The organism is Pseudomonas sp. H11T01, from assembly GCF_048515765.1.
Classification (GTDB): domain Bacteria; phylum Pseudomonadota; class Gammaproteobacteria; order Pseudomonadales; family Pseudomonadaceae; genus Aquipseudomonas.
In genome coordinates this window covers 161,227-185,010 of the sequence record NZ_JBLYED010000006.1, presented here as the reverse complement: position 1 = coordinate 185,010, position 23,784 = coordinate 161,227, and the positions used below count along the sequence as shown (strand labels likewise).

Annotated in this window: 24 protein-coding genes; 5 read left to right on the top strand and 19 right to left on the bottom strand. The window is 60.6% G+C overall.

The window, feature by feature from the left end:
* The first annotated feature begins 13 nt into the window (after window positions 1–13).
* On the top strand, window positions 14–2,719 hold the full coding sequence (gene kdpD, locus ACN1C3_RS10315; protein ID WP_419115706.1) for a two-component system sensor histidine kinase KdpD: 2,706 nt from the start codon (window positions 14–16) through the stop codon (window positions 2,717–2,719).
* On the top strand, window positions 2,712–3,401 hold the full coding sequence (gene kdpE / locus ACN1C3_RS10310; RefSeq protein ID WP_419115705.1) for a two-component system response regulator KdpE: 690 nt from the start codon (window positions 2,712–2,714) through the stop codon (window positions 3,399–3,401). The genes kdpD and kdpE overlap by 8 nt, the downstream gene beginning before the upstream one ends.
* 269 nt (window positions 3,402–3,670) lie before the next feature.
* Here the strand turns inward: kdpE and ACN1C3_RS10305 are convergent, their stop codons facing one another.
* Both ACN1C3_RS10305 and ACN1C3_RS10300 read right to left on the bottom strand, forming a co-directional pair.
* On the bottom strand, window positions 3,671–4,858 hold the full coding sequence (locus ACN1C3_RS10305) for an MFS transporter (protein ID WP_419115704.1): 1,188 nt from the start codon (window positions 4,856–4,858) through the stop codon (window positions 3,671–3,673).
* A gap of 18 nt (window positions 4,859–4,876) precedes the next feature.
* A complete protein-coding gene (locus ACN1C3_RS10300) occupies window positions 4,877–6,067 on the bottom strand; it encodes a serine hydrolase domain-containing protein (protein ID WP_419115703.1) in 1,191 nt (396 codons plus the stop codon).
* Between the two features lie 127 nt (window positions 6,068–6,194).
* Here ACN1C3_RS10300 and ACN1C3_RS10295 point away from each other — a divergent pair, with 127 nt between their 5' ends.
* Complete coding sequence (locus ACN1C3_RS10295; RefSeq protein ID WP_419115702.1) at window positions 6,195–7,082, top strand: LysR family transcriptional regulator; 888 nt, start codon at window positions 6,195–6,197, stop codon at window positions 7,080–7,082.
* A 106-nt stretch (window positions 7,083–7,188) separates the two neighbouring features.
* Here ACN1C3_RS10295 and ACN1C3_RS10290 read toward each other — a convergent pair whose 3' ends face one another.
* From ACN1C3_RS10290 to ACN1C3_RS10250, 9 genes are all read right to left on the bottom strand, one after another.
* On the bottom strand, window positions 7,189–8,550 hold the full coding sequence (locus ACN1C3_RS10290; protein WP_419115701.1) for a purine-cytosine permease family protein: 1,362 nt from the start codon (window positions 8,548–8,550) through the stop codon (window positions 7,189–7,191).
* 5 nt (window positions 8,551–8,555) lie between these two features.
* Complete coding sequence (locus tag ACN1C3_RS10285) at window positions 8,556–9,230, bottom strand: cysteine hydrolase family protein (RefSeq protein ID WP_419115700.1); 675 nt, start codon at window positions 9,228–9,230, stop codon at window positions 8,556–8,558.
* Between the two features lie 134 nt (window positions 9,231–9,364).
* Complete coding sequence (locus ACN1C3_RS10280) at window positions 9,365–9,523, bottom strand: hypothetical protein (protein WP_419115699.1); 159 nt, start codon at window positions 9,521–9,523, stop codon at window positions 9,365–9,367.
* Window positions 9,524–9,601: 78 nt separating this feature from the next.
* Window positions 9,602–10,645: an LLM class flavin-dependent oxidoreductase gene (locus tag ACN1C3_RS10275; protein ID WP_419115698.1), complete on the bottom strand. Its 1,044-nt coding sequence runs from the start codon at window positions 10,643–10,645 to the stop codon at window positions 9,602–9,604.
* 58 nt (window positions 10,646–10,703) lie between these two features.
* Window positions 10,704–11,189, bottom strand: coding sequence for a flavin reductase family protein (locus ACN1C3_RS10270; RefSeq protein ID WP_150806618.1), 486 nt, complete (start codon window positions 11,187–11,189; stop codon window positions 10,704–10,706).
* Window positions 11,190–11,609: 420 nt separating this feature from the next.
* Window positions 11,610–12,764, bottom strand: coding sequence for an ABC transporter ATP-binding protein (locus ACN1C3_RS10265; RefSeq protein WP_419115697.1), 1,155 nt, complete (start codon window positions 12,762–12,764; stop codon window positions 11,610–11,612).
* 17 nt (window positions 12,765–12,781) lie between these two features.
* Window positions 12,782–13,591, bottom strand: coding sequence for an ABC transporter permease (locus ACN1C3_RS10260; protein ID WP_419115696.1), 810 nt, complete (start codon window positions 13,589–13,591; stop codon window positions 12,782–12,784).
* 6 nt (window positions 13,592–13,597) lie between these two features.
* Window positions 13,598–14,542, bottom strand: a complete 945-nt coding sequence (locus ACN1C3_RS10255) for an ABC transporter permease (protein ID WP_419115832.1) — start codon at window positions 14,540–14,542, stop codon at window positions 13,598–13,600.
* Window positions 14,539–15,564, bottom strand: coding sequence for an ABC transporter substrate-binding protein (locus ACN1C3_RS10250; protein ID WP_419115695.1), 1,026 nt, complete (start codon window positions 15,562–15,564; stop codon window positions 14,539–14,541). The genes ACN1C3_RS10255 and ACN1C3_RS10250 overlap by 4 nt, the downstream gene beginning before the upstream one ends.
* Window positions 15,565–15,906: 342 nt before the next feature.
* Between ACN1C3_RS10250 and ACN1C3_RS10245 the strand changes: the two genes are divergently transcribed.
* The gene (locus ACN1C3_RS10245) at window positions 15,907–16,095 is read left to right on the top strand and encodes a hypothetical protein (RefSeq protein ID WP_419115694.1); all 189 of its coding nucleotides are present in this window, start codon (window positions 15,907–15,909) and stop codon (window positions 16,093–16,095) included.
* A 33-nt stretch (window positions 16,096–16,128) separates the two neighbouring features.
* Here ACN1C3_RS10245 and ribBA read toward each other — a convergent pair whose 3' ends face one another.
* Complete coding sequence (gene ribBA / locus ACN1C3_RS10240; RefSeq protein WP_419115693.1) at window positions 16,129–17,238, bottom strand: bifunctional 3,4-dihydroxy-2-butanone-4-phosphate synthase/GTP cyclohydrolase II; 1,110 nt, start codon at window positions 17,236–17,238, stop codon at window positions 16,129–16,131.
* A gap of 86 nt (window positions 17,239–17,324) precedes the next feature.
* Here ribBA and ACN1C3_RS10235 point away from each other — a divergent pair, with 86 nt between their 5' ends.
* The gene (locus ACN1C3_RS10235) at window positions 17,325–17,618 is read left to right on the top strand and encodes a DUF1330 domain-containing protein (RefSeq protein ID WP_419115692.1); all 294 of its coding nucleotides are present in this window, start codon (window positions 17,325–17,327) and stop codon (window positions 17,616–17,618) included.
* Window positions 17,619–17,633: 15 nt separating this feature from the next.
* Here the strand turns inward: ACN1C3_RS10235 and ACN1C3_RS10230 are convergent, their stop codons facing one another.
* The 7 genes from ACN1C3_RS10230 to ACN1C3_RS10200 all read right to left on the bottom strand — a co-directional run bounded on the left by ACN1C3_RS10230 (window position 17,634) and on the right by ACN1C3_RS10200 (window position 23,779).
* Entirely contained in the window at window positions 17,634–18,197 is a 564-nt protein-coding gene (locus ACN1C3_RS10230) for an NUDIX hydrolase (protein ID WP_419115691.1), read from the bottom strand.
* Window positions 18,198–18,199: 2 nt separating this feature from the next.
* Window positions 18,200–18,952, bottom strand: a complete 753-nt coding sequence (locus tag ACN1C3_RS10225) for a GntR family transcriptional regulator (RefSeq protein WP_419115690.1) — start codon at window positions 18,950–18,952, stop codon at window positions 18,200–18,202.
* A gap of 90 nt (window positions 18,953–19,042) precedes the next feature.
* Window positions 19,043–19,432 carry a carboxymuconolactone decarboxylase family protein gene (locus ACN1C3_RS10220; protein ID WP_150807566.1) on the bottom strand — a complete coding sequence of 130 codons (390 nt, stop codon included), beginning with the start codon at window positions 19,430–19,432 and terminating at the stop codon, window positions 19,043–19,045.
* 20 nt (window positions 19,433–19,452) lie between these two features.
* Window positions 19,453–20,904, bottom strand: a complete 1,452-nt coding sequence (locus ACN1C3_RS10215; RefSeq protein WP_419115689.1) for an NAD-dependent succinate-semialdehyde dehydrogenase — start codon at window positions 20,902–20,904, stop codon at window positions 19,453–19,455.
* A gap of 65 nt (window positions 20,905–20,969) precedes the next feature.
* Complete coding sequence (locus tag ACN1C3_RS10210; RefSeq protein ID WP_419115688.1) at window positions 20,970–21,455, bottom strand: flavin reductase family protein; 486 nt, start codon at window positions 21,453–21,455, stop codon at window positions 20,970–20,972.
* A gap of 12 nt (window positions 21,456–21,467) precedes the next feature.
* On the bottom strand, window positions 21,468–22,949 hold the full coding sequence (locus tag ACN1C3_RS10205) for an aldehyde dehydrogenase (protein ID WP_419115687.1): 1,482 nt from the start codon (window positions 22,947–22,949) through the stop codon (window positions 21,468–21,470).
* Complete coding sequence (locus ACN1C3_RS10200) at window positions 22,946–23,779, bottom strand: alpha/beta fold hydrolase (RefSeq protein ID WP_419115686.1); 834 nt, start codon at window positions 23,777–23,779, stop codon at window positions 22,946–22,948. Before ACN1C3_RS10200 ends, ACN1C3_RS10205 begins: the two co-directional genes overlap by 4 nt.
* Between the last annotated feature and the right edge of the window lie 5 nt (window positions 23,780–23,784).

Sequence of the window (23,784 nt, the reverse complement as noted above, 5' to 3'; positions counted from 1 at the left end):
CACGGTGGTCCTGATGGACGGACAACGCCCTGACCCGGATCAATTGCTGGCGCAGATTCGCGAGGAGGAGTCGCAGGCGAAGCGCGGCCGGCTGAAGATTTTTTTCGGTGCCAGCGCCGGTGTCGGCAAGACTTACGCGATGCTCGCCGCCGCCCGTACGGCGCAGGGGCAGAGTGTCGATGTGCTGATTGGCGTGGTTGAAACCCACGGTCGCGCCGAGACGCAAGCTCTGGTCTCGGGACTCGAACAGCTTGCACTGAAACAAGTCCTCTATAAGGATCGCACGCTGACTGAGTTCGATCTCGACGCAGCTCTTGAGCGCAAGCCAGCGCTGATCCTGATCGATGAGCTGGCGCATTCCAATCTCGCAGGCTCCAGGCACCCAAAACGCTGGCAGGATGTGGATGAACTCCTCAATGCAGGCATTGATGTCTGGTCGACGATGAACGTTCAGCATCTGGAAAGTCTGAACGACATTGTCGGCGGTATCACCGGCATCCGGGTCCGGGAGACAGTGCCCGACCACGTATTCGACACCGCAGACGAGGTCGTTATCGTCGACCTGCCGCCCGACGACCTGCTGCAGCGTTTGAAGGAGGGCAAGGTGTACCTGGCGCATCAGGCCGAACGCGCGGTGCACAATTTCTTCCGCAAGGGCAATCTCATTGCACTGCGAGAGTTGGCACTGCGCCGAACGGCCGACCGGGTCGACAATGAGATGCTGCAATACCGCCAGAGCGGCGCGGTACAGCCGGTCTGGGGGACACGGGATTCTCTGCTCGCCTGCGTCGGCCCGGATGAGTCCGCAGAGAAAACCGTGCGTTCGACCGCACGTCTGGCGGCCCAACTCAACGTGCCCTGGCATGCCGTCTATGTCGAGACACCCGCATTGCAGCGTCTGCCCGATGCAACGCGACATCGCGTCCTGCGCACCTTGAAACTCGCCCAAGAGATGGGGGCACAGATTTCGACCCTGGCTGGCCAGGACGTTGCCGAGACCCTCGTCAAGTATGCACGACAGCACAACCTCTCAAAGGTAGTGCTTGGCCGTGACGATACGCCGCGCCGCTGGCCCTGGACTCGCCTGCTGGCGCATCGGATCGGTGAGCGTGGAACCGACCTGGACGTGGTTCAGATAGCACTCCCGGCATTACAACGTACACGACCCGAGAAGGCAGCCGTCGGGAGTGAGCGTCGCGTGGTGTGGTCCGCCTACGGCATGAGTGCCGCGATCTGTGCGGCGACCACGTTGCTCGCCACGCCGCTGTTGCGGGTATTCGAACTGACCAATATCGTGATGTTGTTCCTGCTCGCGGTCGTCGCCATAGCGGTTCGCTACGGTCGCGGTCCGGCGGTTCTCGCCGCATTTCTTTCGGTGGGTGCGTTTGACTTCTTCTTCGTATCACCGCGTTTTTCGTTCGCCATCAGCGACGTCCAGTACCTGGTGACCTTCGGTGTAATGCTCGTTGTGGCGTTGGTGATCGGGCAAATGACTGCCGGCCTGACCTACCAGGCACGGGTAGCCCAAAGGCGCGAAGATCGCATGCGAGCGCTGTATGAGATGTCCCGACAGCTATCGGCAGCGCTAATGACCGAGCAAGTGGCAGAGATCGGCACACGTTTTCTCGCAGACGAATTCAACGCACGCGCAGCATTGCTCGTCGCGGATGACAACGACAAGCTGCAAGCGCCGATGACCACAGGCGATGCTCCTGAGGTCGACTCTGCCATTGCCCAATGGTCCTTTGATAAAGCCGAGGCAGCTGGATACGGAACGGATACCCTTCCGGCGAGCCCTACACTTTATCTGCCGCTGTCGGCACCCATGCGCGTGCGCGGTGTATTGGCGGTACAGCCACGCGATGCCACTCGATTGGGTGTTCCGGAGCAGCGACGCCTGCTCGACACCTGCGCATCGCTGTTGGCCATCTCGCTCGAAAGAATTCATTACGTCAATGTCGCTCAGGACACCACGGTTCAGATGGAGTCGGAGCGCCTGCGTAACTCGCTGCTTGCTGCGATTTCACATGACCTGCGAACACCCCTCACGGCGATGGTCGGATTGGCAGAAACACTGACGTTGGCGAAGCCCCCGTTGATCGGCGAATCCGTTGAGATTGCTCATGCGATACGTGAATCAGCGCTGCGCATGAACACCCTGGTGAACAATCTGCTCGACATGGCAAAACTCGAATCTGGCGCCGTTGCGCTGAATCTCCAGTGGCAGCCCCTGGAGGAAGTCGTGGGCAGCTCACTGAGGGCCATTCGTCCAGCGTTAGGATCACGCCCGGTGCAGGTCGCGCTTCCTGAAGACCTGCCGCTGGTGAACATCGATGCGGTGCTGATCGAACGAATTCTCGTCAATTTGCTAGAGAACGCTGGCAAGTACACCCCGCCCGATACGCTCATCAGAATGGGTGCTGCTGCCACCGACGATACGGTGGAATTATGGGTCGACGACTATGGCCCTGGATTGCCGCGAGGGCACGAGGAAGCGATATTCAGCAAGTTTGAGCGCGGCAAAAAGGAAAGCACGATCCCTGGCGTCGGGCTGGGGCTTGCCATCAGCCGGGCCATTGCTCAGGCTCATGGAGGAACGGTTCTCGGCGTCACGCGTCCGGATGGCGGCGCACGCTTCATATTGCGTCTGCCACGCGCAGAACCGCCGATTATCGAACTGTCGCCGGAGCCGACTGACGAGGGCCAACATCATGAGTGAAACGGCGCTGCGTGTCCTGATCGTCGAGGACGAATTCGAAATCCGGCGTTTCGTACGCATGGCACTCGAAGCCGAGGGGTTACTGGTGTATGAGGCCGATTCGCTTCAGCGTGGTCTCATTGAAGCCGGGACACGACGTCCCGATCTCATCGTGCTTGACCTCGGACTGCCTGATGGCGATGGGGTCGACCTCATCCGCGATCTGCGCACCTGGTCGCAGGTTCCGATTATCGTCTTGTCGGCGCGCAGTGCCGAGTCCGCCAAGATCGTTGCGCTGGACACCGGTGCCGATGACTATCTGGTGAAACCGTTCGGCACCGGTGAACTGCTCGCGCGAGTCCGGGCCCAGTTGCGCCGGAGCGTGAAGAGCGTTGAAAGCACGTCGATCGTGACCTTTGGCGACGTTCGGATCGACATGGATCGGCGCATCGTGGAGCGCGCTGGCGTCCCTGTGCACCTGACCCCACTGGAATACCGCCTGCTGACTCACTTGTGCGCCCACCCGGACCGAGTGCTGACGCATCTCCAATTGCTCAAGGCGGTATGGGGGCCATCCCATCAAGCCGATACGCAGTACCTACGCGTGTTCATGGGAGGCTTGCGCAAGAAGATCGAGGCTGACCCGTCGCAGCCATGCCATCTCCTCACCGAAACCGGTGTTGGCTATCGTTTTGTTCCTTGAAGAGAATGGGGGGTGAGGCCGTTCTGTTCTGCTGACTACCCAACGCCATATCCGCAAAATCAAACCCTGGCGAAACGGCTTCGCTGATCAGGCCATAGGTATCTACACATTTTTTGACGCAGGGCGTAGCAGCTGTCGAGTAACACGAGGCAGCGTCCGACTGCGAAGCAGCCGTAAAACCCTGCACCTCGGTGTTTCAGATGAACCGCGAGCACAGGTTTTACGAGGACTCCGGTCGAGCGCGACCCCGGCTCGAACGCTGCCTCGTTCTACTCGACAGCTGCTACTTGCGTGCCGTCCTTGCGCGGCACAGCACTGAAAAACAGCACTTTTACTACGATGACCAACACGGCCAGCGCGGCAAACAGCAAGCCACTGTAAAGGGTGCCCTGCAAGCCCATACGAGCAAGGAACCAGCCGCCGGTGGTGGAACCGATCGTCACGCCCAGGTTGATGAACGAGATATAGATACCGGTTGCGAACTCCGGGGCCTGCGGCGCTTCCGAGGTCAGCCATATCTGCGTGACGATCAGTCCGCTGGTATGGGTCGCGCCCCAGATCATTACGATCACCAGCATCGTCAGCACTGACGGGCCGGCGAACAGGTACAACAACCCATAGGCTGCGGCCAGCAGGATGGGATGCAAGATTGTCGTCCTGACCCTGTTCTGACCGATCACTTTGCCGGCATACAGGTTGCCGGCGACGCCGCCGATACCGAAGACCACCAGCAGGATACTGATCCATTGCGCGCTCATGCCGGCGTCCTTGGCCAGGTATTCGGCCGAGTAGCTGTACACGGAAAACATCGCAGCGAAAATCAGGGTCGAGGCGGTGATGTTCAGCCAAAGCGGGAATTTACGCAGAATTGCCAACTGCTCCTTATAGGAAATGCCGGGTTTGCCGGGTGAGTCCGGCAGTCGAGCAATGATCCCGATGCCCGCTATGCAGTTGACCGCGGCGCAGAACAGAAACGAGGCTTCGTAGGAGAATTGCGCAGCGATCAGCGTCGTCAATGGCACCCCCAGCACCATGCCCATGCTGGTGCCGACAAAGGCTTTGGCAGCGGCGCGGGTCGACTCCTGTGGCGGGTAGAGTGAGGTGGCTGCGACGAACGCCAGGGAAAAATACACGGGGTGAAACAGTGCCGGGATGATGCGCAGCACCATCAGCGATTCAAAGTTGGGCGCATAGGCCGACAGCACACTGGTCCCGGCGAAAATGAACAGGGCAATAGCGAGGATCTTCTTGCGGTTGAAGCGCGACAGCAGCAACACCATGATCGGGCCGAATACCGCAATGATCAGCGCGAACAGACCCACCAACAGACCCGCCTGCGACGCATTGATCGAGAAGCGCTCGATGATCACCGGAAGAATCCCGACCACGCCGAACTCGATGGTGTAAACGCCGAACAGGCCTAGTGCCAGGAAATAAATCGGATGGAGCATTTTCATGAGTCAGACTCCAACGGGTCACTGCCCATAGACGGCGTTGCAAAGGTCCAGGGTGAATTGTCCGAACATGCCTTCGAAGGCGGTGTTGGTGAAGGCGACCACGGTCAACTGCTCTGCCGGATCGACGAACCAGGAATGCCCATAAGCACCGCCCAGTCGCCAGCTGCCGACCGATTCGGCGGTCTTTGCGGCTGCCGGATCCTTGAGTACGGTGAAGCCCAGACCGAAACCGCGACCGGGCCAGTTGGCCAATTCCAGATCTTCGGTCTGGTTGCTGCCCATTTCATCGACCAATGCTTTAGGCAGTAACGGCGCGCCACCCTTGCGCAGGGTTTCGAGCAGCAGCAGGAACTCGCCAGCGCTACCGACCAATCCGGAACCACCGGAATTGAAGGCCTGTGGGTCCAGTGCCCGGGCCGGTTCCAGCTTGATGCCGGCGGTGCCTTCGAAGACCGGAATCACTTCCAGATCCTTCATGCGCCGCGGCCATGGCTGCTCATTCAGGTACGCAGGGCTCAAGCGGCTGACGTCGCCAACGCTAAAACCGGTATCGCGCCATCCCAGTGGCCGTGCGATCAGTTGGTCGATGGCCGTGGCCAGGGAAGTGCCGCATACCGCGGCGATCAGTCCGCCCAGCACGTCGGTGGCGATCGAGTAGCCCCAGGCGCTGCCCGGCTGATACAGCAGCGGGGCGTGGCTCAGGCAGCGCAGGTTTTCTTCCAGCGAAAGGCTGCTGCGCTCCATACCGTCGGATACACCGGCATCGCGATAAGGTCCGCCTTGATCGCTTTCCAGAAAACCATAGGTAAAGCCGGCGGTATGGGTCAGCAACTGGCGGACGGTGATGGTCGCGGGCTGGCCGTCGCTCAGGGTCGGCTTGAAGAAGGGCAACCAGCGACTGATGTCATCGTCAAGGCCGATCCGGCCTTGGGCGACCAGTGCCAGTGCCGCCACCGAAACGATCGGCTTGGACACCGAAGACAATCGGAACAGGGCGTCCTCGCGCATCGGTAATTGCGCTTCGCGATCGGCCAGGCCGGCCGCGCGGTGATAGATAAGCTGGCCACGATGGGCGACCAGCACCACGGCGCCGACCAGTCGTTGGTCGTGCAGGGTCTGCTTGAGCACGGTATCGATCCGTGAACCCAACTGGACGGGCTCGAACGAGCGAAGGGATTGCAATGGGCGAAGCGGTTCATTGACGGACATGTCTGACCCTTGGTGGTTGGAGGGTGAATCTGCGTGCGTCGATGGTAGAGCGGGGCACTGCGGGGGAAACAGAGGCTACAATTCCGCGGTCTACGGACCTTTTTGTCCGCAATCAAAGGAGTGAGCGTTGGATAAGCTCAATGGCATCACGGTGTTCGTGCAGGTCGCCGAAAGCCGCAGTTTTGTCGCGGCCGGCCGCTTGCTCGGGGTTTCCGCCTCGGCAGTCGGCAAAAGCATTGCCCGCATGGAAGAGAAACTGAGCACACGGCTGTTCCACCGCAATACCCGGAGCATCAATCTGACTGCCGAGGGCGCGCTGTTTCTGGAGCGCTGCCGCAAGGTGCTCCGCGAGCTGGAAGCGGCGGAGCAGGAACTCTCCAGCTCCAGCGAGGCACCGCGAGGCAAACTGCGCATCAGCCTCCCGCTGCTGGGCAACGTACTGTTCATGCAGCTGTCACGGTTCATGCAGCGCTACCCGGATATTCAGCTGGAACTGGACTTCACCGATCGGCTGGTGGATGTGGTCGAGGAAGGTTTTGACGCCGTGGTGCGCACAGGCCAGTTGAGCGATTCCCGGCTGATGGCGAGGACGCTGGACAGCTTCGAGTTTCATCTGGTCGGCGCGCCAGGGTATTTTGCGAGTCAGGGTTACCCGAGCACTGTCGAGCAGCTGCTGGAGCACCAGTGCCTGCATTACAAACTGCCTTCGACGGGCAAACTGGAAAAGTGGCCGCTGGTGGGGTTTCAGGATGGCGTGGAATTGAAGGTGCCGACGACGATGGTCTGCAACAACCTCGACATGCTCATCCATACGGCCAGGCAAGGGCTGGGCATCGCCTGCGTGCCCGAGTTTGCGGTACGCGAGGCGCTGGCTGACGGTGAGCTGGAGTCGATATTGCCCGGTCAGGTACTGCGCACCTTACAGATGCAGGTCGTATGGCCATCGAGCCGCTACCTCACACCGAAACTGCGCGCGTTCATCGATTTCATCTGCATTAGCGGGGTACGGGTGTAAGGCTGCGTCAAAACGTCTGTGGGCTTTCCCCTCAAAGCCCGCCCCTGAATATCCTTCAGGAGCGGGCGATGTGTTCTGAGCGGTGATCAACCTCTGCGCAGTGTCTTTACGACAGTTCACCCACCCTTGAAACCTGCTTGCCGAGTCTCATCAGCCAGTAGTAGCTGAGGGCCGGGACTACCAGGCCGACGACCCAGGCCAGGTCGATGCCCTCCAGCTGCGTGGCCAGCGGACCGACGTAAAGGGTGGTGTTCATGAAGGGTATCTCCACCAAAATCGCGACGATGAAACTGGCGCAGGCGATCCAGTTGACCCGGCCATAGATACCGTTCATGTCGAAGATATCGTCAATCCGGTATTCGCCTTTCCTCAGCCAGTAGAAGTCGACCAGGTTGATCGCGGTCCAGGGGATCAGGAAATAGCTCATGAAGAAAATGAAGTTGAGGAAGAAGTTGATGAAGTCACCCTGACTGATGGTGCACAACGCCGTGGCCACCAGACTGATGATCAGCATGAACACGCCTCTGACCCGGGGGGTGACGCGCAGGCGGGCGAAGGGTTCGATCACGGTGATGGTCGACATGAACGCCCCATACAGGTTGAAGACGTTGATCGACACCTGGCCATAGACGATAAACGCGAACAGCAGCAGGGCGACCGGGCCGAACAACCCGGCAACATGGCCGCCGACATTGTTGGCGAAGTCGGGAATGGCGACGCTGAGGATCGCGCCCAGGATCATCATCCACGCACCGCCGCTGACCGTTCCGGCGTAGCTGTACCAGAACACCTGGGACATCGGCGTTTTGCTCGGCAAGTAGCGTGAGTAGTCCGCGACATACGGGGCATAAGACAGCTGCCAGGTCACGGCAATGCTCACCGCCATCAGGAATTTCGCCAGCGAGAAGTCCGTCGCCGCCCATTGCACCGCCGGGATCGGCAGGCTCAGTGCGAGCAGCGTGGCGGCGATGAACACCAGCAGCGAGAGGATCGACAGCAGTTTTTGCAGGCGATGAATCAGCCGGTAGCCATACAACGCCACCACGAAGCACAACGCGCCGATCACAAAGATATTGGCATTGCTGCCCAGCGGACTGACAGTCTCCAGGGCCTGGGCGGCCAGCAAGGTGTTGCTGACGAAGAAGCCGAGGTAGATCAGCATGACGAACAGCAACGGCAGGATCGCCCCGATCACCCCGAACTGCGCGCGGCTCTGGATCATTTGCGGGATGCCCAGTTTGGGTCCCTGGGCCGAGTGCGACGCCATGAAGATCGCGCCTAGCAGTGAACCCAGAATGATCGCCAGCGCGCTCCAGAACAGATTCAGCCCGATCACCACCGGCAGCACGCCTGAGGCGATGGTGGTGATGTTCATGTTGGCGCCGAACCAGATGAAAAACAGCGAGCCGGGTTTGCCATAGCGTTCGGATTCAGGAATGAAATCGATGCTTCTTTTTTCGATGCTCATGGCAGTCACTCCTGGCACTGAAGGCTGGATTGGAAGCGGGCAATGGTGTTCGTCAACTCGTCAGGCTGGTGGGCGAACAGGTCCGGCTGCCCGGGGGCGCAGCAGACGAAATGCTCACCACGCAGCGAACGCAGGAATTGCTCGCAGGTGAACAACTCAATGGCGTACACCCAGTTGGCCATGATCAGCAGCGCAGAATAGTGCGCTGCCCAGGTGCTGGTGGTGCAGGCGTCGGTGATCAGCTGGATGCGATAGCCCAGGGAAAAGGCGTCGAATACAGTGGTCAACACACAGACATCGGTCAGCACGCCGCTGATGATCAAGGTGTCGACACCCAGGTGTTTGAGTCGTGCGTCGAGGTCGGTCTGATGGAAACCGCTGTAGCGATGTTTATCGATGACCTGCTCGTCCGGCCGGGGCGCCAGCGCGGCAATGATTTCTACTTGAGCGGTGCCGGCCCGGTAGCTGCTTGGGCCGCCATCGTCGGACCTGGGCTCACCGGGAGGCAGATCGGAACCGTCAGCCTGATTGATGTGTCGGGTATAGAACACCGGGATAGCGCCGCGGCGGGCAGCCGTGAGCAATGCAAGGTTGTGGGTGATGACCCCCTCGAGATTTTCCAGGGTGAAGCCATCTTCCTGTTGCATGTCGATGATTAAAAGTGCGTTTTTATTATTCATGAGCAAACCTGATGAAGAGCGGGGCGCAAACGGCCGCCTCGCGGACTCGATCAAATCGAGTCGAAGCAGAGTACACAGCGACAGGATTCGCCAGGCGAAGTCCGGTCGGGGTGTGGTTCTAACTCAGGGTGTGCTCAGGTGATTGTCTGCCAGAAGCCGTTTTGCTTGGCCGACACGCAGGCGCGCAAGCGCTTGAGATGGATGTGCGAAGAAGTCGAATCGCCACGCAAGTACGCCAGTTCAGCGCCTGGAGCAGGGGAGCTTGCATGTGGGTTGAATCGACTGTTTATCATGAACATAGACCATGACAGGCAAGGCTGATCGGGGGCTGCCGGACCCAGGTTGATCCGGCGGTATGGGTAACTCCAGGCTTACTTGAACGCAGGCACGACGTGCTTGATGAACAGTTCCAGGGATTTCTTTTTCTCGGCGTGGGGCAGGCTGTTGTCACACCAGAAGCTGAATTCGTCGACGCCCAGTTCCTGGTAGTACTTGATGCGCGGGATGATTTCCTCCGCGGTGCCGATCATCGCGGTCTTGTGGAGGCTCTCCAGTTCGAACTCCGGGCGACCGGCGAATTTCTCTTCCGGGCTGGGTGCCAGGAAGCCGTTGACCGGCACTTGCTTGTTGCCGAACCAGGCATCGAAGGTGCGGTAGAACTTCGAGATCGCCTTGGCGCCGACTTTCCAGCCTTCCGGGTCATCGGCACTGTGGACATGGGTGTGGCGCAGCACCATCAGTTGCGGGCGCGGTACGTCCGGGTTGTTATCCAGCGCAGCCTGGAACTTGTTCTTCAGGTCGAGCACTTCTTCGTCGCCTTTCATCAGCGGCGTGACCATCACGTTGCAGCCGTTGGCCACGGCGAAGTTGTGCGAGTCCGGGTCGCGGGCGGCGATCCACATCGGCGGGTTCGGCTGCTGGATCGGCTTCGGCACGCTGGTGGAGGTCGGGAATTTCCAGATCTCACCGTCGTGGGCGTAGTCGCCTTTCCACAAAGCACGCACCACCGGAACCATTTCCCGCAGCGCTTGGCCGCCGGACGAAGCGGGCATGCCGCCAGCCATGCGGTCGAATTCGACCTGATAGGCGCCTCGGGCCAGCCCGACTTCCATGCGGCCGTTACTGATCACGTCGAGCAGGGCGCATTCGCCGGCGACCCGCAATGGATGCCAGAACGGCGCGATGATGGTGCCGGCGCCCAGGTGAATGGTGGTGGTCTTGGCGGCCAGATAGGCCAGCAGCGGCATCGGGCTTGGGGAGATGGTGTATTCCATGGCGTGGTGTTCGCCGATCCACACGGTGCTGAAACCACCGGCCTCGGCCATCAGGGTCAGCTCGGTCAGGTCTTCGAACAATTGGCGGTGGCTGACGTGCTCATCCCAGCGCTCCATATGGACGAATAACGAAAACTTCATGACGCATACCTCGAATTTTTTGTTGTTGGCCTGTCAGCTACAGGCGCGGGGTTTGGGATCAGGCAAAGGCCGGAAGCGCGCCCATCTTGCCGCGGCAATACACCAACGGACGGGTCTGTTGCTGCGGCACGATCAGGTTCTTTACGGCGCCGACCATGATGGCGTGATCGCCGCCTTCGTATTCGCGCCACAGCTCGCATTCGATAATCGCCGTGGCATTGCTCAGCAGCGGATTACCCAGCTCGCTGAGGGTCCATTCGATACCTTGTGCTTTGTCCTTGCCTTTGCGGGCGAAGGCATAGGCTTCGTTCTGTTGCTCACCGGACAGCAAGTGAATGGCAAAGCGCTTGTTCTTGATCAACACCGGGTAAGAGTCGGAGCTGTAGTTGGGGCAGAACAGCACCAGTGCCGGGTCCATCGACAGCGAACTGAACGCGCTGGCCGTCAGGCCGACGATTTGGCCCTCGTCGTCCAGCGTGGTGATGACCGTCACACCGGAAGGGAAGGAGCCCATGACTAATTTGTAGACGTTCGCGTCGATCATTGGATGTTCCTCGGTCAGACGGTAGCGCTGTGCGCCTTTTTTTGTAGGGGTTATGTGTCTGATGGTATACCGTAATATGTCATTTGCAAGTGGTTTTTTGTTGCTCTCGGATCCTAAAACCACCCCTCACCCTAGCCCTCTCCCCAGAGGGGCGAGGGGACTGATCTTCAGTGTTTGTCGAGCCGCTGCGACCTGTGAAACCGAGTCGATTATGAATTCAACCTTGTACTTTCAGGTCGCAGCACTTCCTCAGATATCCACATTCTGCTCCCTCGCCCCTCTGGGGCGGTCCGACGTTTCGGGAGGGTTGGGGTGAGGGGTGGTTTTTGAGCCTTACGAACAACCCGAAGCATTCCACCATCCACAAAAAAACCAACACCCTCGTCAAAGGGCGTTGGCCTGATTTGGCAGAAAAGAAGATCAGTGCGCCCCAGCCGCCTTGTTCAAATCACTCTCCGCCCACTGGGTATAGACGCAGGCATCCGCCGTGGCCCAGCGCACACGCACCGGATCGCCGGTTTTGAGCGGCATACCCGCAGCGGACAGCGCCTTGACGGTCATCGCGGTACCACCGGAAGTGACCACGCTGCAGGTCTGGCTTTCACCGAGGAACAACACTTCCGTGACCCTGGCCGACACTTCGTTCCAGCCCGGCGCGAGGGCTTCGCTGGCGGACTGTTCGACGCTCAGGGCCAGGGCTTTTTCCGGACGTACCATCAGCAGCACCTCCTGATCGGTCTGCAGCCCCGAAGTCAGGCGGATCGACAGCGGTTGGCCTTCGAAGGTCGCCACGGCATTGCCCTGGGCCTTGAGCTTGAGGAAGTTCGAGTTGCCGAGGAACGAGGCGACAAAGGCATTCGGCGGGTTCTGATACAGGTCATAGCCGCTGCCCAAGCCGACGATCTTGCCATGACTGAAGATCGCGATGCGTTGCGACAACCGCATGGCTTCTTCCTGATCGTGGGTCACGTAGACGATGGTGATGCCCAGCCGGCGATGCAGCTGACGCAGTTCATCCTGCAGGTCTTCGCGCAGCTTTTTATCCAGCGCGCCGAGGGGTTCGTCCATCAGCAGGATGCGCGGCTCGTAGACCAGTGCCCGGGCAATCGCTACCCGTTGCTGCTGGCCGCCGGACAGTTGAGAAGGGCGGCGATGGGCAAACTGATCCAGTTGCACCAGTTTGAGCATCGCATCAACCCGACGTTCCCGTTCGGCGGTGGCCAGTTTGCGGATGGCCAGCGGGAACGCGATGTTGTCGCGTACCGACAGGTGCGGGAACAGCGAGTAACGCTGGAACACCATGCCAATGTCGCGTTTGTGCGGCGGCACGTTGACCAGCGATTTGCCATTGACCAGGATCTCGCCGCTGCTCGGGGTTTCGAAGCCGGCCAGCATCGACAGGGTGGTACTTTTACCGGAGCCGCTGGAGCCAAGGAAGGTCAGGAATTCACCGTCCTGGATGTCCAGCGAGATGTCGTCCACGGCGGCGAAGTCGCCGTAGTACTTGTTCAGGTTGCACAGGCTGACCAGGGTCTTGTTGTCCTGCTGTGCGGGGTCTTTGATCACGGCACTCATTACTTACTCCCAGGCGCTCAGGCGCTGACTTCGTTGCGCCGGCGCACAGCGGCGGCGATCACCATGACCAGTACCGACAGCGCGATCAGCAGCGTCGAGGCGACGGCGATCACGGGAGTCAGGTCCTGACGCAAGGTGGTCCACATTTTTACGGGCAAGGTTTGCAGGGTCGGGCTGGCCATCATCACGCTGAGGACCACCTCATCCCACGACACCAGGAAGGCGAACAGCGCACCGGCAACCATGCCCGGGCGGATCGCCGGAAAGGTCACCTTGAACACCGCTTGCAGGCGTGAAGCGCCACAAATCACTGCGGCATCTTCGATCGACTGATCGAACAGCTTCAGCGAGTTGATGATCGAAATAATGGTGAACGGCAACGCGACAATCACATGGCTGACCACAAAGGCGAACATCGTCCCGGTGTAGCCGAGTTTGAGAAACAGCGCGTACACCGCCACGGCGATGATCACCAGCGGCACGATCATCGGCAGCGTGAACAGCCCATAGAGCATCTCCCGGCCGCGGAAGCGTCCACGCACCAGCGCGAAGGCGGTCGGCAAGCCCAACGCCACGGCAAAGATCGTGGTCAGCACCGCGACCTTGAGGCTGGCATAGGCGGCGTCCATCCAGTCGGCGTTGGAAAAGAATTGCGTGTACCACTTCAGCGTCCAGCCCGGCGGCGGGAACACCAGCCACTGGGAGGAGCCGAACGACAGCAGCACGATGAACACGATGGGCAGCAACAGGAACAGCGCGATGACCCCGGTGGTGAGGTAAAGGCTAAAACGCATGCGCCGGCTCATGGCATTGGCGGTCAATAACATGATGGCTTACCTCGAGTTGCTGGAGCCGACCGGGGATTCCGGTTGCAGCTTCAGGTAGAAGTAGAACAGCACCAGGGTGATCAGGATCAGCAAGGCTGCGCCCGCGCTGGCCAGGCCCCAGTTGAGGAACGATTGCACCTGCTGGATGATGAATTCCGGCAGCATCATGTTCTGCGCACCGCCGAGCAGTGCCGGGGTGACGTAGTAGCCCAGAGACATAACGAACACCATCAAACCACCGGAGAACAGCCCCGGCCGACACAGCGGCAGGAACACCCGGAAGAAATTGCTCCAAGGGCTGGCGCCGCAGATGGAACCGGCCTGCAACACCATCGGATCGATCGCTTGCATGGTCGCCTGCAGCGGCAGGACGATGAACGGAATCATGATGTAGCTCATGCCGATCACCACGCCGGTCAGGTTATGCACCATCTCCAGCGGTTGATCGATGATGCCCATGGCCATCAAGGCCTTGTTGATCACCCCTGAAGCCTGCAGCAGTACCAGCCAGGAATAGGTGCGCGCCAACAGGCTGGTCCACATCGACAACAGGACGATATTCAGCACCCAGCGGCCCCAGCCACGCGGGACCAGGGTAATCGCCCAGGCCAGCGGAAAGCCCAATAGCAGGCTGAACAGGGTCACCAGGCCGGCCACCGAAAAAGTGTTGACCAGCACTCGGGCATACGCCGAGTTGGCGAACAGCTCGGCATAGTTGCCCAGCCCCGGCGTTGGTTCGAGAACCCCGCGCAGCAGCAGGCTGATCAGCGGTGCGAAGAAGAACAGACCCAGGAACAGCAGTGCCGGCAGCAGGTTGCTGGCACCGCGCCAACGTTGGGCCAGTGGAGCGGAACGCTTCATTACCGCCGCCTTGGCTGGAGCCGGAACGGCGGCGCCAGTGGCGCCCCCGACCGGATTGGATTGACGGGACGCAGTGGCCGTCATTTTCATTTGAGCAGCCATTCGTTCCACCGTGTCGCGATGCTCTGACCATTCTTGGCCCAGTACGCGAAGTCAAGAGTGATCTGATCCTTAGCGTAGGCAGTCGGCAGGTTAGGTGCCAGTACTGAGTCCAGGCGTTGCACGCTATCGGTGTTGATCGGCGCATAGGCGGTCAGGTTGGAGAAGTCGGCCTGGCCTTTGGCGGAGCTGGAGTTGGCCAGGAATTTCATGGCCGCATCCTTGTTTTTCGAGCCTTTAGGGATGACCAGGAAGTCGGCCATGACCAGGTTCTGCTTCCAGCTCACACCGACCGGTGCGCCATCTTCTTGCAGGGCATGGATCCGACCGTTCCAGAACTGACCGAGACTGGCTTCACCGGAGGCCAGCAGTTGTTGGGATTGCGCGCCGCCGCCCCACCAGACGATGTCCTGTTTGATGGTGTCGAGTTTCTTGAATGCGCGATCCAGATCCAGCGGATAGAGTTTGTCGGCCGGAACGCCGTCGGCCAGCAGGGCCAGTTCGAGCACGCCAGGGCTAGGCCATTTGTACAGTGCGCGTTTACCCGGGAAGGCTTTGGTGTCGAACAACGCGGTCCAGTTTTCCGGTGCCTTGGCGCCGAGCTTGCTCTGGTTGTAACCGAGGACGAAGGAGAAGAAGAACGAGCCAACGCCGTGATCGGAGACAAAACGCGGGTCGAGCTTGTCGCGCTGGATCACCTTGAAGTCCAGCGGCTCGAGCAAACCTTCAGCCGCTGCGCGCAAGGCGAAATCGGCTTCGACATCGACCACGTCCCATTGCACGTTGCCGCTTTCGACCATGGCCTTGAGTTTGCCGTAGTCGGTCGGGCCGTCCTGGACCACTTTGATCCCGCTGGACTTGCTGAAAGGGTCGGCCCAGGCCTGCTTTTGCGCATCCTGGGTGGAGCCGCCCCAACTGACGAAACTCATGCTGTCAGCCGCACTGACTGCCGTGCAGGTGATTGCCAGGAAACCTGCTGCAAGTAACGCCGTTGCACGTTTATTCAACACCATTTTCACGCCCTCATTTGTTGTGTTTTTGAGCGGGTTGTTGACGCCCGCCTGTCGGGAGCAGTAGGTCCATCGGAGCCTTGAACATCGACCGTGTCAGGGGCTGTTGTTGTGTGCTGTCCCTGGCGGGTGCACCTGACAAACTGTCCGGCCTATGGAATATCATATTATGGTATTCCAAACTTTTGGCAAGGGCTTCGCCTTACCGATTGTCAGCAGATGGCGATATTTTTTGCGTATCAGATCGCCAGGATCGTTCTCAGTTAAGCCGCCACGCGACTCTGCGGGGGGATCCTCGCGGGAGTCGCTATAGTTAAGCGGCACGTAAGCGAGTGGGGTGAATCGATGGCACTGATCAGTCGTGAAGTGTGGTGGTTAAACCCGCCCCAGCCGGGCCAGACCGAGGCGGACCTGCACTGGGGTTTTCTGGAGATCTACACCGACAAACCGCCGGTGTTTGTCGACGAGCGTCCGACCGCCGAGCAGATGGCAAAGCGCAAGAGCTGCCGGAATTTTCCTGAGGCGGATGCGTAGAAAAGCGCGTCATGCCCATATTCCGTAGTGGGCTCAGCCGGTGAACGGAATGCTTTCCACCACTTCCAGGTTGTACCCGGTCAAACCTGCGTACTTGAGCGGCGGCCCGAGATGCCGCAGTTTGCCGACGCCGATGTCTTGCAGAATCTGTGCCCCGGTACCGACTTCGGAATAGATCCTCGATTGCGAGCGGGTGTACTGCCGAGGCGGTTGGGTCAACTGCGGGATCCGCTCAAGCAGCGCCTGGGAGGATTCGTGATTGGCCAGCACCACCACGACGCCGCGACCTTCTTCGGCGACTCTTTGCAGTGCCGCCCATAACGTCCAGTTCGACGGCCCGGTGTACTCAGCGCCGACCAGATCGCGTAGCGGATCGATCACGTGCACGCGGACCAGCGTCGGGTCGTCGCGACGAATATCGCCCATGACCATGGCCATGTGGACGCCGCCTTCGATCTTGTCCTCATAGCTGATCAGGCGGAAGGTGCCGTGAACCGTCGGCAGTTCGCGCTCGCCGATGCGGGTCACGGTGTGTTCGGTGCTGAGTCGGTAATGGATCAGGTCGGCGATGGTGCCGATCTTGATGCCGTGTTTGGCCGCAAAAATCTCAAGGTCCGGTCGCCGGGCCATGGTGCCGTCATCGTTCATCACTTCAACGATCACCGAGGCCGGGGTAAAACCGGCCAGTCGCGCCAGATCGCAACCGGCCTCGGTATGCCCGGCGCGGGTCAGCACGCCACCTTCCTTGGCCCGTAGCGGAAAGATGTGTCCCGGTTGCACCAGGTCTTGCGCGGTGGCCGTGGCCGCTACGGTGGCCTCGACGGTGCGGGCGCGGTCGGCGGCGGAGATGCCGGTGGTGACCCCGGTGGCGGCTTCGATGGACACGGTGAACGCGGTGCTGAACACGCTGCCATTGCTCGGCACCATCTGCTCCAGGCCCAGCCGCTGGCAATGTTCGTCCGTCAGCGTCAGGCAGATCAGGCCCCGCGCTTCACGGGCCATGAAGCTGATCGCCTGGGCGGTGCAGCGGTCGGCGGCGAGCAGCAGGTCGCCTTCGTTTTCTCTGTCTTCATCGTCGACCAACAAAACCATCTTGCCTTGACGGTAATCTTCGATAAGTTCTTCGATGCTGTTGAAGGCCATGCTCGGGCTCTCTGTGTCGCGAATGGTTGAAGGTTCGTGTTTATGGTATACCATAATACAAATTAAATCGAAATAACGAGGTCGCTATGAAGGCTTACTGGATTGCACACGTCGATGTCACCGACCCGGATCAATACGTTCAATACACCCAGCGCGCCCCCGCAGCCTTTGCGCTGTTTGGCGGCAAGCTGCTGGCCCGTGGCGGGCGTTCCGAGGCGATGGAGGGCAGGGCGACGCCGCAACGCAGCGTAGTCATTGAATTCGAGTCTTTCGAGCAGGCACAGGCGTGCTACCGCTCGGCGGAATATCAGCAGGCGTGCCAGTACCGCCAAGGCGCGGCCAAGGCTGAAGTGATCATTGTCGAAGGGGTTGAAGCCTGAGGTTCGGCGGTTCGGTCAGCGGATGAAGTGGATTTTGCCGCTGTCATCGTTGCCCATGTAGATGCCGTAGACGCCCGCCTGGCGTTCCTCGATATAGCGTTCGAGGATCTGCCGGATGGCCGGGTAGTAGATGCTGTCCCAGGGAATGTCTTCGGGCGCGAAAAAACGACAGTCGAGGGTTTCCGGGCCGTATTGACCGGTGTCCTCCACTGCGATGGCGCGGAAGATGATGTAGACCTCACTGATCTGCGGCACGCTGAAGATCGAGTAGGGCGAGACGATTTCCGCCCGCACCCCGGTCTCCTCCCAGACTTCGCGCAGGGCTCCCTGTTCGGTGGTTTCGCCACTTTCCATGAAGCCGGCGGGCAGGGTCCAGGTGCCGGGGCGCGGCGGGATCGCGCGCTGGCACAGCAGGTACTTGCCATCCTGCTCGATGATGCAGCCGGCAATGATCTTCGGATTGACGTAGTGGATGTAACCGCAGCCGCGGCACATCAAGCGCTCATGGGTATCGCCTTGCGGTTGCTGGAGACCGAGGTCTCCGCTACCGCATTGCGGGCAGAAGCGCGGGATGGGCATGATCAGCGACCTATGCGCGGTTCTTTCAGAACGATCGGCGAGACGATGTCACGCACCTTGTCGGTCTCGTTCTGTTTGAGCTTGAGGTAGTCCAGCGCGACTTTCGCGGCAGCCCGGACGTGATCGACCGAGGCCTGATGCGCCGCCAGTGGATCGCCGCTCTTGATCGCCTCGACGATGCGCTCCATTTCCTGATTGCTGACGCTGCGACGGTTTTCCTGAGACACCGACGTGGCGCGCAGGTAGCTGATGCGGGCCTGCAACTGGCGCAGCTGGGTGGCCGCGACGTGGTTGCCCGAACCTTCCAGCAGCACGTCGTAGAAGCCTTGTACCGAATCGAGCACTTGCTGCAATTCGCCGTCCTTGAGGGCCTTGCGGTTTTCCTCGAGGGCTTTTTCCAGTGCGCGAATATCCTTGGCCTTGGCCCGCAGGGTGAACAGCTGGACGATCAGGCCTTCGAGCACGCAACGCAGCTCGTAGATATCGCAGGCATCTTCCAGGGTGATGATGGCGACGCTCGGGCCCTTGGCATCGGCGAACTCCACCAGGCCTTCGGACTCCAGGTGGCGCAGGGCTTCACGCACGGAGGTGCGGCTGACGCCCAGGCGTTCGCACAGGTCCCGCTCGACCAGACGGTCTCCCGGCAGCAGCTGGAAGTTCATAATGGCGCTTCGCAGTTTATCCAGCACGATTTCGCGCAGGGTAACGGGGTTGCGATTGACCTTGAAGCTGTCGTCAAGTGGCAGGCGTTTCATCGGGTCCGCTCTGAGTGTGGCTGTCCATGTAAAAAGAGCACTTCGATCGCATCGATCATCAGTGCTCCGGTCGGATTAAACAGCCAGTGATTAACTGGATGCCTCGGCGTCGGCTTCGGCGAATGCTTCACGGGCGAGTCGGAAACTGTCTACGGCTGCGGGAACACCGCAGTAGATGCCTACCTGAAGCAGGATCTCTCGTATTTGTTCACGACTCAGACCGTTACGCAAGGCGCCGCGTACATGCAGCTTGAGCTCATGTGGCCGGTTGAGTGCCGAAATCATGGCCAAGTTTATCATGCTGCGTTCTTTAAGCGATAAGCCCTCACGGCCCCAGACATGACCCCAGCAGTACTCGGTGACCATTTCCTGCAGGGGGCGAGTGAAGTCGTCGGCGTTCTCAATCGATTTGTTCACATAGTCCTGGCCCAGCACCTGAGTGCGGATGGCCAGGCCTTTCTGGTATTTCTCGTTGTTCATACTGGATCGCTCCTGCCGGATCAAAGCCCACCCATCAGGGTGTATTTGAGTTCAAGGTAATCGTCGATGCCGTATTTCGAGCCTTCGCGGCCCAGGCCTGACGACTTGATGCCGCCGAAGGGTGCGACCTCGGTAGAAATCAGTCCTTCGTTGATGCCGACCATGCCGTACTCCAGACCTTCGCTCATGCGCCATGCACGGCCCAGATCACGGGTGTAGCAATAGGCGGCCAGGCCGAACTCGGTGTCGTTGGCCATGCGCAGGGCATCGCTTTCACTGGTAAAACGGAACACCGCAGCCAACGGGCCGAAGGTTTCCTCGGTGGCGACTTTCATCTGTGGGGTCAGGTCTGCGAGCACCGTGGGTTGGAAGAAACCATGGCCCAAGGCATGCCGTTCGCCACCGCACAGTAGTCGGGCGCCTTTGGCCAGAGCGTCCTGCACATGGTCCTCGACCTTGGCCACTGCGCGCTCGTTGATCAGCGGGCCCTGGCTGACACCGTCCTCGAAACCATCGCCGACTTTCAGTTCACGTACACGCTCGGCGAGGCGGGCGATGAAGGCATCGTGGATACCGTCCTGCACCAGGAAGCGGTTGACGCAGACGCAGGTTTGGCCGGCGTTGCGGAACTTGGCGATCAACGCGCCTTCGACGGCACGCTCAAGGTCGGCATCGTCGAACACAATGAACGGCGCATTGCCGCCCAGTTCCAGCGAGACTTTCTTCAACGTCGAGGCGCATTGGGCCATCAGCAATTTGCCAATGGCCGTGGAACCGGTGAAGGACAGCTTGCGCACCTCTGGACTGCTGGTCAGCTCGGCGCCAATCGCCACGGCATCGCCGGTAATGACATTGAAAATCCCTGGCGGAATGCCGGCCTGTTCCGCCAGCGCGGCCATGGCCAGCGCCGAGAACGGGGTTTCCGGTGCTGGTTTGACGATGCACGGGCAACCGGCGGCCAACGCCGGGCCGGCCTTGCGGGTGATCATCGCTGCCGGGAAGTTCCACGGTGTGATGGCGGCGACAACGCCGATCGGCTCTTTGCTGACGACGATTCGCGCGTCACCCTTGTGGCTTGGAATGGTGTCGCCGTAGATGCGTTTGGCTTCTTCGGCGAACCACTCGATGAAACTCGCGGCGTAGAGGATTTCACCCTTGGCTTCGGCCAGAGGCTTGCCTTGTTCCAGGGTGAGAATCTCGGCGAGGGCGTCGGCGTTTTCCAGCATCAAGGCGTGCCAGCGTTTGAGCAGGGTGCTGCGCTCCTTGGCGGTTTTTGCACGCCAGGCCGGCCATGCGGCATTGGCAGCGGCAATGGCTGCGCGAGCCTGCGCGGCGCCGAGGTTCGGCACATGGCCGATCACTTCACCGTTAGCCGGGTTGAAAATGGCTTGGCGGCTGCCGTCCTGGGCGTCGCACCATTGGCCATTGATGTAGGCCTGCTGGCGGAACAGTTGCGAGGCTGCTGGGGTCATGCCGGCTCCCGAAAATAAAAAGGGGCCGCACCTTGGTGGTGGCGTGCGGCCCTGAAGAAAAGTGTTCAGCCGAGGGTGGGCAGCGGGCCCAGCTTGCCTCGGTGATAGATCATCGGCGTGACCGGCTGCTCGGGCAGGATCAGGTTCTTCACCGCACCCACGATGATGGCGTGGTCGCCGCCATCGTATTCACGCCACAGCTCGCACTCGATGATCGCCGTGGCCTCGTTGAGCAGCGGGTTGCCCAGCTCGCTCAGGTGCCATTCGATGCCTTTGGTCTTGTCCTTGCCTTTGCTGGCGAAGGCGTAGGCCAATGCCTGCTGATCCGCCGAGAGCAAATGGATCGCAAAGCGTTTGCTGTCGCGCAGGATCGGGTAGGTGTCGGACGCGTAGTTGGGGCAGAACAGCACCAACGCCGGGTCGATCGACAACGCACTGAAGGCGCTGGCGGTGATACCGACGATGCCACCCTCAGGGTCGAGGGTGGTGACCACCGTGACCCCGGAGGGGAAGGAGGCCATCACTTCTTTATAGATGCCTGGTTCGATCATTTCGGGCCATCCTCAACGCATGACAAAGGGGTCGGGCATCGGTGCCGACGAGAGGTTGATCCACACCGTTTTCAGCTCGGTATAGGCCAGCACCGAATCGATGCCGCTCTCGCGACCGTAGCCGCTGTTCTTGAAGCCGCCGATCGGCGCCATGGCCGAGACTGCGCGGTAGGTGTTGACCCAGATAATCCCGGAGCGCACGTCCCGCGCCAGCCGGTGGGCGCGGCCCAGGTCGCGGGTCCAGATGCCGGCCGCGAGGCCGAACTGCGAGTCGTTGGCGATGGCCAGCGCCTCGGCCTCGTCCTTGAAGCGGATCACTGACGCGACCGGGCCGAAGACTTCTTCCTGCATGATCTTCATCGAGTTGCGGTCGCATTCGAACAGGGTCGGCTCGTAGAACCAGCCGTCGCTGTCCATTTTCGGGCGCTTGCCACCCAGGCGCAGATGGGCGCCCTCGGCGATGGCGTCGGCCACCAGACCTTCGACCACGGCCAGTTGCTGGGCGGTGGCCATCGGGCCCATCTCGCTGGTGTCGTCCTGGGGATTGCCGATGCGGATGCGCTTGGCGCGTTCCACCAGACGCTCGACGAATTCGTCGTAGATCTCGTCCTGCACCAACAGTCGTGAACCCGACACGCAGCTCTGCCCGGAAGCGGCATAGATGCCGGCGATGGCACCGTTGATTGCGCTGTCGAGGTCGGCGTCGGCGAAGATAATGTTCGGTGATTTGCCGCCCAACTCCAGCGACAACTTGGCAAAGTTCTCGGCACTGCTGCGCACTACATGGCGAGCGGTCGCCGCGCCGCCGGTGAAGGCGATCTTGCGCACCAGTGGATGGCGGGTCAGGGCCGCGCCGGTGCTGGGTCCGTAGCCGGTGACGACGTTGACCACACCCGCTGGAATGCCGGCTTCAAGGGCCAGACGCGCCAGTTCGAGAATGGTTGCCGAGGCGTGTTCGGACGGTTTGATCACGATGGTATTGCCCGCCGCCAGGGCCGGCGCCAGTTTGATCGCGGTCAGGTACAGCGGGCTGTTCCAGGGAATGATCGCAGCGACCACGCCCATCGGTTCATGCACCGTGTAGGCAAACAGGTCGGGCTTGTCCAGCGGCAAGGTGCCGCCTTCGAGCTTGTCGGCAAGGCCTGCGGTGTAATGGAAGAATTCGGGCAAATAGTTGACCTGACCGCGGGTCTCGCGGATCAGTTTGCCGTTGTCGCGGCTTTCCAATTGCGCCAGTTGCTCTTTGTTCTCGGCGATCAGATCACCGAGACGGCGCAGCAATTTGCCACGGGCAGTGGCGGTAAAACCGCGCCAGGCCGGGCTTTCGAAAGCTTTTTGCGCGGCCTGTACGGCGCGCTCGACATCGGCTTCGTCAGCGTCCGGCAGTTCGGCCCAGGCTTGGGCCAGCGCCGGGTTGAGGCTTTCGAAGGTCTTGCCGGAGAGGGCATCGACCCATTGCCCATCGATGCACATCTGGAAGCGTGCGAGTGTCATGCAACGATCCCCTTTATTTGATTTTGTCGGGCTTGCGCCGTGTTGAGGAAGTCCAGCAGCACCTGATTGACCAGGCGCGGCGACTCTACCGGCATCATATGCCGTTGCTCGTGGAGCACGGCCACTTGCGCACCGGGAATCCGTTCGGCCAATTGCTGGGCCATTTGCGGCGTGGAACCGGGGTCCAGTTCGCCGGTGGCGATCAGGGTCGGCACCTGGATGCTGCCCAGGTCCTCGGCGCGGTACATGTCCTGGGTGGCGAACAACTCGTAGGTGGTCAAATAACCTTGCGGGTCATTGCCGGCCAGGGTCTGGCGGATCGCTGCGATCTGCGCCGGATTGGCTGCCTGATATTCGCGGCTGAACCAGCGTGACAGTGCGGCTTCGGCATTCGCATCCGGGCCATGTTCGGCGGCCTGGGCGGTCCTCTCGATGACCCCGGCGCGCTGTTCGGCGCTACGGTTGAACACGCTGTTGAGCACCACCAGCCCAAGCAAATGCTGCGGGTAATGCAAGGCGAAGGCTCGCGCCACCAGCCCGCCCATGGAGAAGCCGATCACCGTGGCTTGTGGCAGTTGTAAGTGTTCGAGCAATTCCAGTAACTGGTCGGCATAGCCGAGCAGCCCGGTACCCGATGCCGGGCGCGGGCTGGCGCCATGCCCGAGCATGTCATAGGCAATGACCCGATAGTGGGGAGCGAGACCAACGATCTGGCCGCCCCACATTTCTTTATTCAGGCCCACGCCGTGGATCAATACCACGGGTTGGCCTTGGCCGGTCGCCAGATAACTGGTGCCGGCCGGGGTGAGTTCAGCGCTGAGCCGAATCATGGATC

Bases quoted from the DNA above. Each gene is read 5' to 3' on its own strand.
- kdpD (WP_419115706.1), top strand. From the start codon at position 14: ATGGACGGACAACGCCCTGACCCGGATCAATTGCTGGCGCAGATTCGC.
- kdpE (WP_419115705.1), top strand. From the start codon at position 2,712: ATGAGTGAAACGGCGCTGCGTGTCCTGATCGTCGAGGACGAATTCGAA.
- ACN1C3_RS10305 (WP_419115704.1), bottom strand. From the start codon at position 4,858: ATGAAAATGCTCCATCCGATTTATTTCCTGGCACTAGGCCTGTTCGGC.
- ACN1C3_RS10300 (WP_419115703.1), bottom strand. From the start codon at position 6,067: ATGTCCGTCAATGAACCGCTTCGCCCATTGCAATCCCTTCGCTCGTTC.
- ACN1C3_RS10290 (WP_419115701.1), bottom strand. From the start codon at position 8,550: ATGAGCATCGAAAAAAGAAGCATCGATTTCATTCCTGAATCCGAACGC.
- ACN1C3_RS10285 (WP_419115700.1), bottom strand. From the start codon at position 9,230: ATGAATAATAAAAACGCACTTTTAATCATCGACATGCAACAGGAAGAT.
- ACN1C3_RS10280 (WP_419115699.1), bottom strand. From the start codon at position 9,523: ATGATAAACAGTCGATTCAACCCACATGCAAGCTCCCCTGCTCCAGGC.
- ACN1C3_RS10275 (WP_419115698.1), bottom strand. From the start codon at position 10,645: ATGAAGTTTTCGTTATTCGTCCATATGGAGCGCTGGGATGAGCACGTC.
- ACN1C3_RS10270 (WP_150806618.1), bottom strand. From the start codon at position 11,189: ATGATCGACGCGAACGTCTACAAATTAGTCATGGGCTCCTTCCCTTCC.
- ACN1C3_RS10265 (WP_419115697.1), bottom strand. From the start codon at position 12,764: ATGAGTGCCGTGATCAAAGACCCCGCACAGCAGGACAACAAGACCCTG.
- ACN1C3_RS10260 (WP_419115696.1), bottom strand. From the start codon at position 13,591: ATGTTATTGACCGCCAATGCCATGAGCCGGCGCATGCGTTTTAGCCTT.
- ACN1C3_RS10255 (WP_419115832.1), bottom strand. From the start codon at position 14,542: ATGAAAATGACGGCCACTGCGTCCCGTCAATCCAATCCGGTCGGGGGC.
- ACN1C3_RS10250 (WP_419115695.1), bottom strand. From the start codon at position 15,564: ATGGTGTTGAATAAACGTGCAACGGCGTTACTTGCAGCAGGTTTCCTG.
- ACN1C3_RS10245 (WP_419115694.1), top strand. From the start codon at position 15,907: ATGGCACTGATCAGTCGTGAAGTGTGGTGGTTAAACCCGCCCCAGCCG.
- ribBA (WP_419115693.1), bottom strand. From the start codon at position 17,238: ATGGCCTTCAACAGCATCGAAGAACTTATCGAAGATTACCGTCAAGGC.
- ACN1C3_RS10235 (WP_419115692.1), top strand. From the start codon at position 17,325: ATGAAGGCTTACTGGATTGCACACGTCGATGTCACCGACCCGGATCAA.
- ACN1C3_RS10230 (WP_419115691.1), bottom strand. From the start codon at position 18,197: ATGCCCATCCCGCGCTTCTGCCCGCAATGCGGTAGCGGAGACCTCGGT.
- ACN1C3_RS10225 (WP_419115690.1), bottom strand. From the start codon at position 18,952: ATGAAACGCCTGCCACTTGACGACAGCTTCAAGGTCAATCGCAACCCC.
- ACN1C3_RS10220 (WP_150807566.1), bottom strand. From the start codon at position 19,432: ATGAACAACGAGAAATACCAGAAAGGCCTGGCCATCCGCACTCAGGTG.
- ACN1C3_RS10215 (WP_419115689.1), bottom strand. From the start codon at position 20,904: ATGACCCCAGCAGCCTCGCAACTGTTCCGCCAGCAGGCCTACATCAAT.
- ACN1C3_RS10210 (WP_419115688.1), bottom strand. From the start codon at position 21,455: ATGATCGAACCAGGCATCTATAAAGAAGTGATGGCCTCCTTCCCCTCC.
- ACN1C3_RS10205 (WP_419115687.1), bottom strand. From the start codon at position 22,949: ATGACACTCGCACGCTTCCAGATGTGCATCGATGGGCAATGGGTCGAT.
- ACN1C3_RS10200 (WP_419115686.1), bottom strand. From the start codon at position 23,779: ATGATTCGGCTCAGCGCTGAACTCACCCCGGCCGGCACCAGTTATCTG.